16 protein-coding genes are annotated in these 15198 nt (G+C 66.0%); 10 read left to right on the top strand and 6 right to left on the bottom strand.

Annotated elements, in window-relative coordinates; all coding sequences use genetic code 11:
- Positions 1–7: 7 nt before the first annotated feature.
- The 3 genes from RBS12_RS03195 to RBS12_RS03185 all read left to right on the top strand — a co-directional run bounded on the left by RBS12_RS03195 (position 8) and on the right by RBS12_RS03185 (position 2217).
- Positions 8–670 (top strand): O-methyltransferase, encoded by a 663-nt coding sequence (locus RBS12_RS03195; RefSeq protein ID WP_307964619.1) that lies wholly within the window; start codon positions 8–10, stop codon positions 668–670.
- Positions 671–862: 192 nt separating this feature from the next.
- Complete coding sequence (locus tag RBS12_RS03190) at positions 863–1354, top strand: GNAT family N-acetyltransferase (RefSeq protein ID WP_307964618.1); 492 nt, start codon at positions 863–865, stop codon at positions 1352–1354.
- Positions 1351–2217, top strand: a complete 867-nt coding sequence (locus RBS12_RS03185) for a fused MFS/spermidine synthase (protein WP_307964617.1) — start codon at positions 1351–1353, stop codon at positions 2215–2217. Before RBS12_RS03190 ends, RBS12_RS03185 begins: the two co-directional genes overlap by 4 nt.
- Positions 2218–2276: 59 nt before the next feature.
- Here the strand turns inward: RBS12_RS03185 and RBS12_RS03180 are convergent, their stop codons facing one another.
- Positions 2277–3218: a LysR family transcriptional regulator gene (locus tag RBS12_RS03180; protein ID WP_307964616.1), complete on the bottom strand. Its 942-nt coding sequence runs from the start codon at positions 3216–3218 to the stop codon at positions 2277–2279.
- Between the two features lie 164 nt (positions 3219–3382).
- Between RBS12_RS03180 and RBS12_RS03175 the strand changes: the two genes are divergently transcribed.
- Together RBS12_RS03175 and RBS12_RS03170 are read left to right on the top strand one after the other, a co-directional pair.
- Positions 3383–4765, top strand: a complete 1383-nt coding sequence (locus RBS12_RS03175; RefSeq protein WP_307964615.1) for an MFS transporter — start codon at positions 3383–3385, stop codon at positions 4763–4765.
- Between the two features lie 11 nt (positions 4766–4776).
- Positions 4777–5526 (top strand): 3-hydroxybutyrate dehydrogenase, encoded by a 750-nt coding sequence (locus RBS12_RS03170; RefSeq protein WP_307964614.1) that lies wholly within the window; start codon positions 4777–4779, stop codon positions 5524–5526.
- 166 nt (positions 5527–5692) lie between these two features.
- On the opposite strand, the gene RBS12_RS03165 is transcribed toward RBS12_RS03170, so the two are convergent.
- The 4 genes from RBS12_RS03165 to RBS12_RS03150 all read right to left on the bottom strand — a co-directional run bounded on the left by RBS12_RS03165 (position 5693) and on the right by RBS12_RS03150 (position 9597).
- Positions 5693–6064: a hypothetical protein gene (locus RBS12_RS03165; RefSeq protein ID WP_307964613.1), complete on the bottom strand. Its 372-nt coding sequence runs from the start codon at positions 6062–6064 to the stop codon at positions 5693–5695.
- A gap of 117 nt (positions 6065–6181) precedes the next feature.
- Positions 6182–7129 carry a DUF2599 domain-containing protein gene (locus RBS12_RS03160; protein WP_307964612.1) on the bottom strand — a complete coding sequence of 316 codons (948 nt, stop codon included), beginning with the start codon at positions 7127–7129 and terminating at the stop codon, positions 6182–6184.
- Between the two features lie 362 nt (positions 7130–7491).
- Positions 7492–7845 carry a DUF4190 domain-containing protein gene (locus RBS12_RS03155; RefSeq protein WP_307964611.1) on the bottom strand — a complete coding sequence of 118 codons (354 nt, stop codon included), beginning with the start codon at positions 7843–7845 and terminating at the stop codon, positions 7492–7494.
- Between the two features lie 306 nt (positions 7846–8151).
- Positions 8152–9597, bottom strand: coding sequence for an amino acid permease (locus tag RBS12_RS03150; protein ID WP_307964610.1), 1446 nt, complete (start codon positions 9595–9597; stop codon positions 8152–8154).
- 272 nt (positions 9598–9869) lie between these two features.
- Here RBS12_RS03150 and RBS12_RS03145 point away from each other — a divergent pair, with 272 nt between their 5' ends.
- The 4 genes from RBS12_RS03145 (at position 9870) to RBS12_RS03130 (ending at position 13790) form a co-directional block, all read left to right on the top strand.
- Positions 9870–10658 carry an IclR family transcriptional regulator gene (locus RBS12_RS03145; RefSeq protein ID WP_307964609.1) on the top strand — a complete coding sequence of 263 codons (789 nt, stop codon included), beginning with the start codon at positions 9870–9872 and terminating at the stop codon, positions 10656–10658.
- Positions 10659–10736: 78 nt separating this feature from the next.
- The gene (locus tag RBS12_RS03140) at positions 10737–11267 is read left to right on the top strand and encodes a hypothetical protein (RefSeq protein WP_307964608.1); all 531 of its coding nucleotides are present in this window, start codon (positions 10737–10739) and stop codon (positions 11265–11267) included.
- Positions 11264–12955 carry a hypothetical protein gene (locus RBS12_RS03135; RefSeq protein ID WP_307964607.1) on the top strand — a complete coding sequence of 564 codons (1692 nt, stop codon included), beginning with the start codon at positions 11264–11266 and terminating at the stop codon, positions 12953–12955. The genes RBS12_RS03140 and RBS12_RS03135 overlap by 4 nt, the downstream gene beginning before the upstream one ends.
- A 373-nt stretch (positions 12956–13328) precedes the next feature.
- Positions 13329–13790: an Lrp/AsnC family transcriptional regulator gene (locus tag RBS12_RS03130; RefSeq protein ID WP_307964913.1), complete on the top strand. Its 462-nt coding sequence runs from the start codon at positions 13329–13331 to the stop codon at positions 13788–13790.
- 40 nt (positions 13791–13830) lie between these two features.
- On the opposite strand, the gene RBS12_RS03125 is transcribed toward RBS12_RS03130, so the two are convergent.
- Entirely contained in the window at positions 13831–14385 is a 555-nt protein-coding gene (locus RBS12_RS03125; RefSeq protein ID WP_307964606.1) for a TetR/AcrR family transcriptional regulator, read from the bottom strand.
- A 37-nt stretch (positions 14386–14422) separates the two neighbouring features.
- Here RBS12_RS03125 and RBS12_RS03120 point away from each other — a divergent pair, with 37 nt between their 5' ends.
- Entirely contained in the window at positions 14423–15151 is a 729-nt protein-coding gene (locus RBS12_RS03120) for an MBL fold metallo-hydrolase (protein ID WP_307964605.1), read from the top strand.
- Positions 15152–15198 lie beyond the last annotated feature (47 nt).

The following is a 15198-nucleotide window of genomic DNA, read 5'->3' as shown; positions in this document are numbered from 1 at the left end:
TGGCCGCATGATCGAGCATCTCGCGCAGCCTGAATGGATCGACGTCGAACGCTGGCTAACGGACACCGTGGTCAAGCCCGGGCCGGAGCACGAGCGGGCCTTGAGCACCGCCGTCGAGCGCGGGATGCCGCCCATCGAGGTCCAGCCGACCTCGGGGAAGCTCCTGGCGCTCCTCGTCCAGATCAGCGGGGCGCGGCGCGTGCTCGAGATCGGCACGCTCGCGGGCTTCAGCACCGTGTGGATGGCGCAGGCCCTGCCTGAGGACGGCCATCTCGACACGCTCGAGTACCTGCCTGAGCACGCCGACGTCGCGCGCGAGAATCTCGCCGCGGCGGGGCTCGGCGACCGCGTCGACGTCCACGTGGGCGCTGCCCTCGATACTCTGCCCCGGCTCGAAGGGCCGTACGACTTCGTGTTCATCGACGCGGACAAGCAGAACAATTCGAACTATCTCGAATGGGCCGTGCGGCTCGGGCGGCCGGGGACGGTCGTCGTCGTGGACAACGCAGTGTGGGAGGGCTCGCTCCTTGACCCCTCGCGCGACGAGACCAACGCGCCGAGCATCGTGGCCGCCCTCGAGCTCCTCGGCGGGCCGACGTTCGACGCGACCGTCATCCAGACCGTCGGCTCGAAGGGCTGGGACGGCTTCGCGCTCGCCGTCGTCCGCTGACGCGTCCCGCAGGCGTTCCCGCCCGCGTCCCCTAGCCAGCACCGCCCGTGCCGTCCTGTACGCGTACACGAAGGCACCCGCCACGTTGCGGCGCGGCGCCACGGATCTACCGGTGTGTCGCTGTCCGAGCAGCCGATGCTCCGCCGGAACGCGTACACGACGGCACGGGGTCGGGGCCGGTAGCGTGGATTCATGGACTTCGAGATCCGCGACGCCGGGCCCGAGGACGCCGAAGAGCTCCTCGCGGCCAAGGACCAGGGCTGGCGCGAGGCGTACGGACACCTGCTCTCGGCCGAATTCCTCGCGGGGCTAGGTGGCGACCCCGCGCGCATCGAGCGCTGGCGCGGCATTCTTGCGGACGACGGCGGGCGGCACTTCGCGGTCGGCCGCTCGCGCGGGCGCATCGTCGGGATGGCAGGAGCCGGGCCGGCCCTCGATCAGGACGCCCCCACGGCCGAGCAGGTCTACACCGTGTATGTCCTCGCCGAGGCCCACGGCACTGGCCTTGCGCAAGCGCTCATGGATCGCGTGATCGGAGGCCGACCGGCGTTCCTGTGGGTGTTCGAGGACAATCCTCGCGCGATCGCGTTCTACTCCAAGCTCGGATTCGCACCCGACGGCGGGCGGCAGCTCGACGAGCTCGACGGGCGGCAGCTCGCCGAGATCCGCATGGTGCGGCGATGAGCGCTGGTCGCACGGGAGGCTCGAGCCGGCGCGGGCGCCCGAGTTCTCCGTCCAACGGGCCGGCGCCGGGCCTGTACCCGATCGACACCGGCACCGCGGAGCTCATCCTCGACGGCGATTCGCCCGACGGCTGGCTCCTCAAGATCAACGGGGTCCAGAGTTCGCACGTCGTGCTGAGCAACCCGCTTCGCCTCGATTTCGAGTACATGCGGTGGATCGTCGCCCTCGTGGAGGACCGGTTCCCGCCCGAGGCGACGGATCAGCTTCGCGCGTTGCATCAGGGTGGGGGCGGATGCTCGATCCCCCGCTACCTCGCGGCCGCCTACCCGGACGCGCGGCAGGTCGTCGTCGAACTCGATGGGCAGCTTGCCGAGTATGTGCGTGAGTGGTTCGACCTCCCGAGGGCGCCATTCCTCCGCCTCCGCGTGGGGGAGGCCCGCGCCGTCACCGAGTCGCTCACGCCCGGCACGCGAGACCTCGTGGTCCGCGACGTCTTCGCGGGCTCGCGGACCCCTTACAGCCTTTCGACGGTCGAATTCGTCCAGGCCTCCGCCCGCCTCCTCGCCGCCGACGGCCTCTTCGTGGCCAACATCGGCAGCGCGCCGGATCACGTCACGGCGCGCGAGGAGGCGGCCTCGATCGCCGAGGTGTTCCCGTGCGTGGCGGTCGTCGCGGATCCGGCAATGCTCAAGGGGCGTCGCTTCGGGAACATCGTCATGGCCGCGAGCAGCACCCCGATCGACGGGACGGCCGCCCTCACGCGCCGGCTGCTCGGCGGGGGAGTCCCGGCGCATTTCTGGGACGATGCCCGGACCCGCACCTGGATCGGCCAGAGCCAGCCGCGCCGCGACCGGATCCAGTAGGCGGGATCTGGCCACGGGTTGGGCGAGACCTGGCCAGGTCTCGCCTCACGCGTGGCCACTCACGCGCCGTCGTCGGTCCCGTCGTCGTCGACCGCGCCCCTGCGCGGCGTGCCCATGAGCAAGGGCCGCAACTCCGCCACCTTCCGCCGGAGGGCGCCAACGACGGCGGCGACCGCCGGCTGCCGCATCGCGTCCGGCCGGACGACCATCCAGTACGGAAGCTGCTCCCGGAAATAGTCGGGCAGGAGGCGAACGAGGTCGGGGTGCCGATCGGCCATGAAGCACGGCAGGAAGCCGACCCCCGCGCCCGCCCGCGTCGCCTCGACGTGCACGAACACGTTCGTTGAGGTGAGCCCGTCCCGCATTTCGGGGGCGAGGCGGCGAGGCGCGTCGAGGTCGTCGACTTGGAGCATCGAGTCGACGAAGTACACGAGGCCGTGCCGCGCGAGCTCCTCCGGGGTCCGCGGCGTGCCGTGCCGTGCAAGGTACTCGCGGGATGCGTACATCCCGAGCGTGTATTCGCCGAGCCGGATCGCCTCGGCCCGATGCACCTGCGGCTCGCCCACGACGACCTCGATGTCAACGCCCGAGCGCTGCTGGAGCGCCCGTCGCGTCACCGTGACGAGTTCGACGGCCAGTCCCAGGTGCTCCCGGCGCAGCTCGGCGACGGCGGGGGAGGCGATGTACGCGCTGAAGCCGTCCGTCGCGGTCATGCGCACAACGCCGGTGACCGGGTCGTCCGCGCCGGGCGCCAAGCGGGCGACGGCGTCCGCGACCTGGGTCGCGACGCCCACCGCGCGCTCGCCGAGGGGCGTGAGCTCCCAGCCGCCGGCGGCGCGGGCGAGGACCCGGCCGCCGAGGGCCTTCTCGAGGGCCGCGATCTTGCGCGCGATGGTCGTGTGGTTGAGGCCGAGGGTTTCGCCCGCCGTCGTGAATTTGCCCGCCCGCGAGACCTCGAGGAGCACGAGGAGCTGATCGGGGGAGGGGGACGCCGTCGTCATGGACTCAATGTAGCCCCGCGCGCCGGAAGAATCTGCAGATTTGCACAGTATCCCTGCGGTACTGGTCATTGATGCGACAAATTTGCGCAAGGATACTGACAGAGTTCGAGTGGTCCGCATCACAGGGCCACGGTGCAGTGTCACAGCAGACACCGGAGGGAACCATGAGCTCAACGCAGCGCTCGGGCGGCGTCGTCGCCGTCGACAGATCGCTACTCACGAAGATTGTCTCCGCGTCGATGGCCGGGACGGTCGTCGAGTGGTACGACTTCTTCCTGTACGCGACGGCGTCGACGATCGTCTTCAACAAGGTCCTTCTGCCGAAGATGGGCAACGAGTACGACGCGATCATTGCCGCATTCCTCACGTACGCCGTCGGATTCGTGGCCCGCCCGCTCGGCGGAATCGTCTTCGGACAGATCGGCGACCGTCTTGGCCGCAAGCAGACCCTGCAGATCACGATCATGCTCATCGGCGTCGCGACCGTCCTCATGGGCTGCCTCCCGACGTACCAGCAGATCGGCGTGTGGGCCCCCATCCTGCTGGTCACCCTCCGCTTCGTCCAGGGGCTCGCGCTCGGCGGCGAATGGGGCGGCGCGGTGCTGCTCGTCGCGGAGCATGCGCCGGATTCGCAGCGCGCGTTCTGGGCGTCGTGGCCTCAGGCAGCCGTCCCGGTCGGCAACGTCCTCGCGACCGCGGTCCTGTGGATCATGACGACGACGCTCCCCGCCGAGGGCTTCCTCGCATGGGGCTGGCGGGTCGCGTTCTGGCTCTCGGCCGTCGTAGTACTGGTGGGCTACTACATCCGCACGAAGATCACCGACGCCCCGATCTTCCAAGCGGCGAAGGCCGAGCTCGACTCTGAGAAGGCCGCAGGCTACGGCGTCCTCGAGGTCCTCAAGCGGTACCCGAGGGGCGTTCTGACCGGCATGGGCCTGCGCTTCGCCGAGAACATCATGTACTACCTCGTGGTCACGTTCTCGATCGTGTACCTCGGCACGGGCCTCAAGATGAACACGGGCGCGATCCTCGGCGTCATCGCCATAGCCCACGTGTGCCACTTCATCGTCATCCCGATCGTGGGCCGTGTCGCGGACCGCGTCGGACGCAAGCCGGTCTACCTCGCCGGCGCGGTCCTCGGCGGGACGTGGGGCTTCTGGGCGTTCCCCGCGTTCGGCACGAAGGAGACGTGGGTCATCCTCCTGACGATCATCGTCGGCCTCGTGTTCCACGCCCTCATGTACGCGGGCCAGCCCGCCATCATGGCGGAGATGTTCCCGACCCGCATGCGCTACTCCGGGGTCTCGATCTCCTACCAGGTCACCTCGATCGTCGCGGGCTCGCTCGCGCCCGTCTTCGCGACCGAATGGCTCAAGTCGACCGGCTCATGGTGGCCGACGGCGCTCTATCTGCTCATCGCGGGCATCATCACGACCGTGGCCGTCATCGCCCTTCGGGAGACGCGCGGCGCATCGCTCCATGCGCTCGACACCGCGGACGCCGCCCGCGCAGAGGCCGCCCCGAACGGCGCGGAGGCCCGCGCGTGAGTGGGCCGCTCATGAGCGGCGGACTGGCGGGACGCAAGGCCCTCGTGACAGGCGGCGCATCGGGGATCGGCGCGGCTGTGGCGAGGGGTCTCGCGGAGCGGGGCGCCGCCGTCGTCATCGCGGACCTCGACGGCGACGCGGCCGAGAAGCTCGCCGCCGACCTCGGGGGCGAGGCGTGGGCCGTTGACCTCCTCGACACCCCCGCGCTCGAATCGCTGCGGCTCGACTGCGACATCCTCGTCAACAACGCCGGGATCCAGAAGGTCGCGCCGATCCACGAGTTCGCGCCAGACGATTTCCGGCGCATCCAGAGGCTCATGGTCGAGGCGCCCTTCCTCCTCATCCGTGCGGCGCTCCCGCACATGTACGAGCAGGGCTGGGGCCGCATCCTCAACCTCAGCTCGGTCCACGGCATCCGCGCCTCGGCGTTCAAAAGCGCGTACGTCACAGCCAAGCACGCGCTCGAGGGCCTCTCAAAAGTCACGGCGCTTGAGGGCGCTCCGCGCGGCGTGACGTCGAACTGCATCGACCCCGGCTACGTGCGGACGGCGCTTGTCGAGAAGCAGATCGTGGACCAAGCCGCGACGCACGGAATCCCCGAGTCGGAGGTGCTCGAGAAGGTGATGCTCACGGAGATGGCGATCAAGCGGCTCGTCGAGCCGGAGGAGGTCGCCTCGCTCGCGTGCTGGCTCGCCTCGGACGACGCCGGAATGGTCACCGGCGCGAGCTACACCATGGACGGCGGCTGGTCGGCTCGGTAGCGGGGCCGGCCAGCCGCGGTCGGGCCGCCTGTTCGGTTGCACCATCACCTCCGCAGAGTGAGCATCCTGCAGAGGTGGCGGCGCGACTCATCCGGCAACAGCTCGGCGCCGATTCGGGCTATTGGGGGCTCGAATCGGCGCTGAGGCGTGATGGCGTAAACGTTTGTCAGGTTTCGGCCATCCGGTCCCGGGTCGAGAGGATGACTGCAGATCCGATGAGTCCAGCGGTGCCGGCGAACCACCCCAGGTAGGCGAGCGGGCCACCAAAGCTGGACCACAGGAAGCTGGCGGCTGTCATCACTATCACCGTGACAAGGAGAGCGTTCCAGTTCCTTTTTCCCGCCCGAATGCCTGCCTGAACCTTCTGATGCCATCTGTAGGCATTGATGGCGACCCCTACTGACATCAAACCAGCCATGGCTCCGGCGGCGAGGTATTGCTTCTCAGTCGCAGTCATCTTGATGAGTTCGAGGTATAGCGCTTGATCCATGCGGTCCATCCTGTCCTCGACAATGCTGAATCGGATCATGTATGACACGAAACCAGACGAACCCATACACGCGGCCATCGCGACCAGGCTCACGCTGATCCACGCCTGCGCCAGTGCTATCCATCTCGTGCCGTCAACCGTGCTCGAAAACAAGTCCGCTCCCTTCTACAAAGAACCGTAGCCCCCTTCTGGGTAATTGCAGTTCCAAGGGGCCTGCTCGGCCCAATTCATCACAGGTCGCCAACTTTCCATGTTGTAAGTGCCGTCGCCGCGTATCGACAATGGAAGTCCCGCGATATGACAGTAGAACTGTTCTTGAATTGAGTTCGTCCACAAATACGCATTCCCGCCGAGCTTGCTGACGACTTCATCTCTGTGCGCCCACCAGGTCGCGATGCTGGCCGCTTGGGTCCCCCACAAGGTGGGCTGAACGTTGATCTTGTATCCGGCCGAGGCGGAGCTCACCCAAGGCGTCCGATAGAGGTCGATCCCGAACCACGGATCAGCGATGACGGGATAGACTGCGCCAGACTTTGAGTGCAGTACGCGTTGAATTAGTCGGTTTCCTTGAACCTCATAGGAGGTTTCCAGTGGTCGGCCAGTCGCGTCGTTGGCCCACGGCGGCAGGACCTCGCCCAAATACTTGCCGGCTGGCGATGTGAAGACAAGGCCACCCTTCTCGCTCTTCGAGATTTGAGAGCCGCTTGGGAGGCGAAGGTCGTAGCTGAAGAATTGTGGGGCATTTGCGTTCTCAACAGTAGTCACGAGCTGGAGCGAGCCATCAGTCTTGGGGATCGCTGTCGTGAAGTAGTCGTCGCCCGGGTCGTATCGAACTGTGTTGTCCGGCGCAGTTATGGCGTCTCCATGGTGGCCTACGCGCAAGGCGACCGACCGGTCTCCAGAGCTCAACCTGAATTCACCCGATGCGGTTCGGGGGAGAGTGACATCCACCCCGTTCTGCGTAGTTCGCCTTTGCCCCACGGCATCCTGACGTGTCGTCGATGCCGGGACAGATTGCTCGAGAAGGCTTGGGTTCGTGCGGCCGAGCAGGGTCGATTGGTCGAATATTGAAGCTGGAGCGGCATTGGTTGGCTGGATGATCGAGATGGGCATCATCGCAGTCGCAAGAGTCGCGAATGTGGCTCTGCGGATGGATGGAGTTTGCATTGAATCCCCCGATTCTTTGCACAAACGGTAATCTGGTGTCGAGACGCTCGAACACGGCAGATGGCTCCCGACATGAAACTCGGGAGGGTGGCCATCGAGTGCTTGGGCCGAAGCTTTTGCTTCGCGAGTGTCCCGATGTCGTGGTGCTGGGCCAGCCGAGTAGGTTCGAGTTTAGGTGCGCGAATAAGTCAATTGTCAAATGAAGAATCGGTAACGAATCTCTGATTTGGATCGGAAAGCAGGAAACGCCGCCAGATCCGCGCGACAAAATTCGCGGACCTGACGGCGCACTTGTTCCCGTGAAGCGGTCAGCTTCCGCAGGTAATGGTGGTCGCTCCGACCTGGTGCACGCCCGGGCCGAGCTGCTGGCACTGCTGGGCGACCGCGCCGATGCCGACGATGATCGCGATCGTCACGATGAGCCCGACGACGACGCTGATCGCGCCGAGCACGATGCCGACGACGGCGGGCGTGTTCTTCGCGCCGGCCTTCTTCGACTGGGACTTCGCGACGATGCCGAGGATGAGCCCGATGAGGCCGAAGCCGACGAACGGGAGGATGACGGAGACGATCCCGAGGGTCTTCCCGGGGACGGTCTGCGGCTGGATGGCTCCCGAGGGGAACGGGGCCTGGGCGGTGGTGGGTTCGGAGTGCTGCGACATGTTTCGCCTCTCTTGGTGGGCGGAGCGGTGGTAACGAGCGGAACGCCGGAATCCGTCGGGCAGCCCCTGGGTTCTCTGCGGGCAGTCCAGCGGAACCGGCAGGATGATCGTGCCAATTCGACATGTCCAACGCCAGTATGACGCGCGAGAAGTCTCGGCTCCGTCACACACGTGCCGCACACAGATACTGCCCTGAGCCGCTTCTCCGTGGGATATCCCGCAAGGAGAAGCGGTTCAGGGCAGCACTTGCGCCTGAGGGCGGCCGTCGCGGGCAGCGTACGACCCGGAGCCCACCGCCTCCCGAACCTACCGCCCCGAGCCCACCGCTTCGCGAGCCGGGTCCGCGGCGACCACCGGAATCGGCGACGTCTCGTCGAGGAGGGCGGGCCGCCGTCGTCCGTCGCCCCGGACCCACAGCGCGTAGGCCGCGCCCAGCAACCCGAGCCACGCCGCGCCCACGACGAGCGCCACGCGTGTCTCCTCGAACCACCCGAGCACCCCGATGACGAGCACCATGAACGCAATCGCGGCGATGGAGGCCGCCGGCCACAGCGGCGACGGGAACTCCGATGGCGCGAGCGCGTACTTCCGGATCTCGCGCTTCATGGCGACGTGGCTCGCGAGGATCATGACCCACACCCAGACGGTCGCGAACGTCGCGATGGAGGCGATGACGGTGAACACGTCCTCCGGAATCACGGCGTTGAGCACGACGCCCACGAGCAGCACGCCCGTCATGACCACGACGGTGAGCCACGGCACCCCGCGCTTGGACACCTTCCCGAAGGCCGACGGCGCGTGCCCCTGCTGGGCGAGCCCGAACAGGACGCGGCCGGCGCCGAAGATGTCCGAGTTGATCGAGGAGAGCGCGGCCGTGATGACGACGGCGTTGAGCACGTTCGCAGCGCCCGGCACGCCGAGCCCGTCGAAGATCTGGACGAACGGGCTGCCCTGCGTGCCGATCTCCGACCACGGGAAGAGGCTCATGAGCACCGTGAGCGTGAGGACGTAGAACAGGAGGACGCGCACGGGCACGGTGTTGACGGCCTGCGGGATCGCGCGTTTCGGGTCCTCGGCCTCGCCCGCCGTGACGCCGATCGTCTCGACGCCGCCGAACGCGAACACCACCACCGAGAACGCCGCGAGCATGCCGCCGAAGCCGTTCGGCATGAAGCCGCCATGGTCCACCAAGTGCCCCAGCCCGGGCTGCTGGCCTCCGAGCTGAACGCCGAACACGATGAGCGCGGCACCGCCTACGATCATTGCGCCGATCGCGACGACCTTGACGAGCGTGAACCAGAACTCGAGTTCGCCGAACACCTTGACGCTCAGGAGATTCACGCCCGTGAGGAAGAAGATCACGGCGAGGATCCAGATCCACCGCGGCGTGTCCGGGAACCAGAATCCCATATAGATGGAGAACGCCGTGACGTCCGCGATCGCAACGATCGCCATCTCGAACACATAGGTCCAGCCGGTCACGAAGCCCGCGAGCGGCCCGAGATAGCGGCCCGCGTACTGGCTGAACGAGCCGGCGACGGGGTGGCGCACAGCCATCTCGCCGAGCGAGCGCATGACCATGAAGACGGCGGCCCCCGCGATCATGTACGCGAGGAGGACGGCGGGGCCCGCCGCCTGGATCGCGGAGGCGGAGCCGTAGAACAGGCCCGTGCCGATGGCCGAGCCGAGGGCCATGAACCGGATGTGCCGGACGTTGAGGCCGCGACTGAGCACGGCGGGTGAAGATTGCATGGGTTCCTCACGTCGCTGGGAAGGATTCCCTTCCACTGTGCCTGCCCGGGAGGGGGCTGTGAGTGTCGTCACCGGCTTTCGGTGTCTCGGATCGCAGACGGCGAATCTGTCCGGTATCGCAGACGGCGGACGGCGGCGGCGGGTGGGCTTCGCCGTCGTTCGCTGCCACACTGGAGTTCGGTATTTCAGACACGCCCCCGGTCCCAATTACCCGCCCCCCAATCGTCCGCCCCCCACCAATCGCCCACCCACCCACCCTTAAGGTCACGTCCATGCCCTCCGAGCCCGACCAGAAGTCCAAGGTCCCCGCGGCCGAGAGCACGCTGCGCATCCTGCGTCTGCTCGCGTCGCGGCGCGGCCCGCAGCCCGCCGCGAGCATCGCCACGACGCTTGGCCTCCCGCGCTCCACGGTGTACCACCTCCTCACCGTGATGGAGGAGAACGGCTTCGTGATGCATCTCGCCGAGGAGCGGCGTTACGGGCTCGGGATCGGCGCGTTCGAGCTTTCGAGCGCGTATTCGCGGCAGGAGCCGCTCTCGCGCCTCGGCCGGCCCATGCTCGCCTCGCTCGTGGACGCGATCGGCGAGAGCGCCCACCTCGCCGTCCTGCACGGCCGCGACGTCCTGTATATCGTCGAGGAGCGCGCCAAGAACCGCCCCTCGCTGGTCACGGATGTCGGCGTCCGCCTTCCGAGCCACCTCACCGCGAGCGGGCGCGCGATCCTCGCGGCCCTCCCGAAGTCGCAGGTGCGCGCCCTGTACCCGAACGCGGCCGCCTTCAGCGAGCGGACCCAGGAGGGCGAGCACATCCGCAGCTACTCCGCCCTTCAGTCCGCGCTCGACCAGGTGCGCCAGCGCGGCTATGCGACCGAGGACGGCGAGGTCACGTCCGGCTTCGCGTCCGTCGCCGCCGCGGTCCGGGACCACGCGGGATGGCCGACGGCGGCGGTCGCCGTGACGTTCCTCGGCGAGAAGGTCGCGGGTGAGGATCGGGACGAGCTCGCGACGCAGGTTGCGCGGGTCGCCGGCGAGCTCTCGCACCGCATCTACGGCCGGGGCTGAGGTCGAGAGCAAGGTGGGTCGAAACCACGTCGTAGCCATTGCCCGGACAGCTTCACGAGCTCCGTTAGCATGGGGCGCATGACACTGACGGCCGCGGAGCTACGCTTGCTTCGACTTTCGAAGTTGGCCAGCCGAGATGTCGCACTTCTTAGCGAGGGCGCATCGATGGTCGCTGACTTGTCGATGTCGATAGCAGATGCTAGATCTAAGATCTCCGCTGATCGCATCCTGTTGGCAGAACAGTTCATTGCAATGGCCGACCGTATGGCTCGGAGCCGCGCTGATATGAGTCGGGCAGCAATAGCAAGATACTACTACGCGATGTATCATTCGATGAGGGCGGTTGCCTTCTTTCATTTTAATGGAGACGATTTCGAGGCCCATGCCACTCTCCACCAGAAGGGAATTCCGAAGGATTACCCGAACGCTTCCGCTGCCGCCAACTCTCTACGAGATGCCCGTCTTCTGAGGAATGAAGCGGACTACGACCCGTATCCGCAGATGGATGCGTACTTTAGGGACGCTGCGAAACGGATCAGCCAGACGGCAAGAGATTTTGTGGCAAAGGCTCGACAATACCTCCTGAACAAAGGAAACGCACACCTGTGACGGATATTGAAGCGGTGGCGCAGCGACTGGTCGCGCGCTTCGAAAGAGAGAACATTCGCGTCGTATCCACGGAGGAGCGCGCATTTCCCGAAGAGGTCATGCTGGTCGCCTATGTGGCTGCTCACGACTTTAACCGTGCTGTCGAGCTTTCCTCAGATATCGAGGACGATTTCCACGATCCGTCGGGGAGGCCGGTGATGCTCGTTGTGCGTAGGACAAAGGACATGGCCGAAACCCCCGAGGGGGCCGGATCCGTCACAGGGGTAAGCGATGCGAGAGTGGGGGAGTTGGTCCGACTGATAAGTGCTAAGTCGCGCGTATCCAGCGTGGAACCGAACCTCGTATATGTGCCGGATGCCCGAGCCAGCCTTTCAACGATTACCGCCAGTCGTCATCATCTGGTCTTCGGGCGCAGGGGTGCCGGCAAGTCAGCCTTGCTGATGGAGGCCCGGAGGGCGCTTCGCAGCGAAGGGGCAGTCATCTCGTGGACGAATATTCAGACGTTGCGGCATGAAACCCCGCAACGTATTTTTCTCTATGTCCTCAAGGATCTGCTTGAGTCAGTCATCGCTGGCCGCAGGTCGACTCCACCGCAATCCGCTCTTGCGCTAAGCCTTGGCCAACTTCATGGTCGAATTCAAGATCTCCTGCTCGCGGATACTCCTACCGAAACGGAGGATGCGCAGCGACTCGTCCCCCAGATTCAGCGCGCGTTGAGTAGCTACCTCGAGATCGAGGGGAACCGCGCGTTCGCGTTCATCGATGATTTTTACTATGTTCCGCGTGACATGCAGCCTGATATTCTCGATCTCATCCATGGGGCGATTCGGGATACAAACACTTGGATAAAGATTGCTTCGATTCGGCATCTTACAAATTGGTGGCGTCCGTCGCCTCCCACCGGGTTGCAGAGTGGTCAGGATGCGGATCTCATCGATCTAGACGTTACGCTGCAAGAACCTGACAAAGCTGGAAAATTTCTTGAAGGGATATTGGCCGAATATGCCAGTAGGGTCGGGATCTCTTCCTTGTCGAGAATCTTTAACCGGCCGGCGCTCGATCGGCTGGTGCTTGCGTCCGGGGCTGTTCCGCGTGACTATATGGTCTTGGCCGTAAGCGCGCTCAATCGCGCACAAAGGCGGCGCAATGCACGAGTTGCTGGAGTTCAGGATGTTAATCAGGCGGCTGGGGATGCAGCAAGCTCGAAGATCCAGGAGCTCGAGGAGGATATGGCTGCTAACCGTGGCGTTGCCGCGCGTACGGTAAAGACGCTCCAAACTGTCCGAAAGTTTTGCCTCGATGAAACTGCTTTCACCTATTTCCTGGTGGATCATCGAGAGAAGGAAGATCGGCCATTCGAATATGGCTTGCTGGCGGATCTCATGGATGTTCGATTGATCCACCTAATAGACGCCGGCGTATCGGCCGCCCATGAAGCAGGATCGCGGTACGAGGCCTATATGCTTGATCTGAGCCAGTTTTCCGGCTCTCGCTTGAAGCAGAGAATCACGGTGCTTGATTTTGAAGATCGTCATTTTGTCAGCAAGGTGACTCGCAGCTCAACGGCAGTCAAGAAGGGGGCAACGTCTCGCCAGTTGGTCGGTATTTTGAGAGGGGCGCCGGAATTCAAGCTGGCGTCCCTTTCATTTGAGTTGCCCGACGTCACGACCCCAGCTTTCTCTGATTAGCGACTTCACCCAGGATGCCGGAAATGCCGGCTCTATGGTGGCCAGTTCCTGTGAAGCTGAGGAGGTCGCATCGGTCGGGCAGGTCGCGACCGTGCAGCGAAAGCCCCTAGTCCAGCGCTGCGCGGGCCGGGCTAGGGGCTTTCGGCAAGTGTGAACAAGAATATGTGAACAAGAAGGCGGGGCCGGTGGGTGCCCCGTGTCCGGCCTCCGCGGGTGGTGTGCCTCGGATTCCGTAGCCTGGCCCTCGGGCCGGTGGGCCGTCGGGAGAATTGCCAACATTTCAGCAATTCACAGGCATTCCACGCAATAGCTGCGGCGTAGACTGGTCGATCTGACCAATCATCAGCGATGCCTTGCCGGAGAAGTGATCAGATTGCAGCAGCTCGACCCGACCGATCGGCGCATCCTCCTGGCGCTCGACGAAGACCCGCGCCTGCCGATCATGGTGTTGGCGCAGAAGCTGGGCCTCGCACGCGGGACGGTCCAGTCTCGCCTCGAGCGCATGACCTCGAACGGTGCACTGCGGCCTCACAGCGTGCGGGTCGACGCGGCCGCCCTCGGGCGCGGCGTGTCCGCGGAGGTTGCGGCGGAGCTCGACCAGAGCCAGATCGACGGCGCCATCGCGGCCCTGGGGAGGATCCCCGAGGTGCTCGAGTGCCTCGCCCCGGCCGGCGATACCGACCTGCTGATCCGCGTGGTCGCGACGAGCCCCGACGACCTCTACCGGGTCTCGGAGGAGATCCGCCTCTGCCCGGGGATCACGCGCACGTCGACGCGCATGATCCTCCGCACGGTGATCCCCTATCGGACGACGGCGTTGCTCGCCGAAGGATGAGCGTCACCGCGGTCTCGCGGCAGCGCAGGGCCTATCCCGGTCAGAGTGCGCCGACGATCCGTTCGAGTGCCCACGCCCACGCGCGGTCGACGTCACCGCCCATCTGGAACGATCCGGTCAGCTCCATCGAGATAAATCCGTTGGCCCACGCGGTGACGAGACGGGCCGCATCCAGCGCCTGCTCGGCGCCGACGAGGGCCGCGCACGCCGAGAGCAACGGGGCGACCGCGCGTTCGCGCGCCTCGCGGGTCGAGTCGCTGGCCTCCCGCGCGAGGCCGAAGATCAGCTCGTAGCTCTTCGGGCGTCCTTGCCCGAAGACGCGCAGCGCGTTCCCGAGGGACCTGAGCTGCTCGCGCGGGTCGTCGATGCCGTCGGTCGCGTCCCGCAGGGCTTCGGTCAGGTCATCGATGGTCGCCCCGACCACAAGGTCGACAAGCTCGTCTCGGTTGCGCACACGTTTGTAGAGCGACGGCGCCCGCACTCCGACGCGCTCGGCGACGGCCTGCATCGTGAGACCGCCGATCCCGTGCCGCTCGGCGAGCTCGCGTCCGGCCGCGACGATCGCCTCGTGGGTGGTTTTCTCTCGAGCGGGCATCTTGACCTCCCTCTGATGGCTAATTATCGTAGCCTTCATGGAACTTGCGCCGCAACTTCGCCGCATCGGCAACGACATCATCGCTGCCCACCTCATCGTCGCCGACGAAGGCATCACCCTCGTCGACGCCGGCCTCCCCGGGCACTACCGTGACCTCGAGCGCGAGCTGCACGAGCTCGGGCGTCCGATCTCCGACATCAAGGGCGTCGTGCTGACTCACGGCGACACCGACCACATCGGCTTTGCCGAGCGTCTGCGGAGCGAGCTCGGCATCCCGGTCTATGTCGGCGCGGAGGATGCCGACCGCGCCAAGGGCGCCAAGCCGCCGGCCACGCCGAAGGACCCCCGGCGGATCGGCCCAGTGATCCAGTTCTTCGCCTACGCGATCACCAAGGGTGGGCTCCGCACCCATCCGCTGCGGGAAGTCGTCCCGGTCCACGACGGCGACGTCCTGCCTCTGCCGGGCTCGCCGCGGGTCCTCGCGATGCCCGGCCACTCGCCGGGAAGCATCGCGATCCACGTTCCGGCGGTTCGCGCGGTTTTCGTCGGCGACGAGCTCACGACCCGCCACGTGCTGACCGGCGTCGACGGTCCGCAGCCCGCGCCGTTCACCGATGACCAGGCGGGATCGTCGGCGTCGATCGAGAGGCTGGCCGGCTTGGACGTCGACTGGGTGATCCCCGGTCACGGCGCCCCGTGGCGCGGCGACGCTCCATCGCTCATCGCCGCCTATCGCACCGCTGAGGGTCTCCCGGCCGCGGGCTGAGGACGCCGCACCGACCTGCGGCCTCAGGCGGGCCTGGTGACCCCGAC

Origin of the sequence: Sinomonas sp. ASV322 (assembly GCF_030908245.1) — a bacterium.
GTDB lineage: Bacteria > Actinomycetota > Actinomycetes > Actinomycetales > Micrococcaceae > Sinomonas.
The sequence above is the reverse complement of the archived record's forward strand: the minus strand, read 5'-3'. Positions and strand labels throughout refer to the sequence as shown.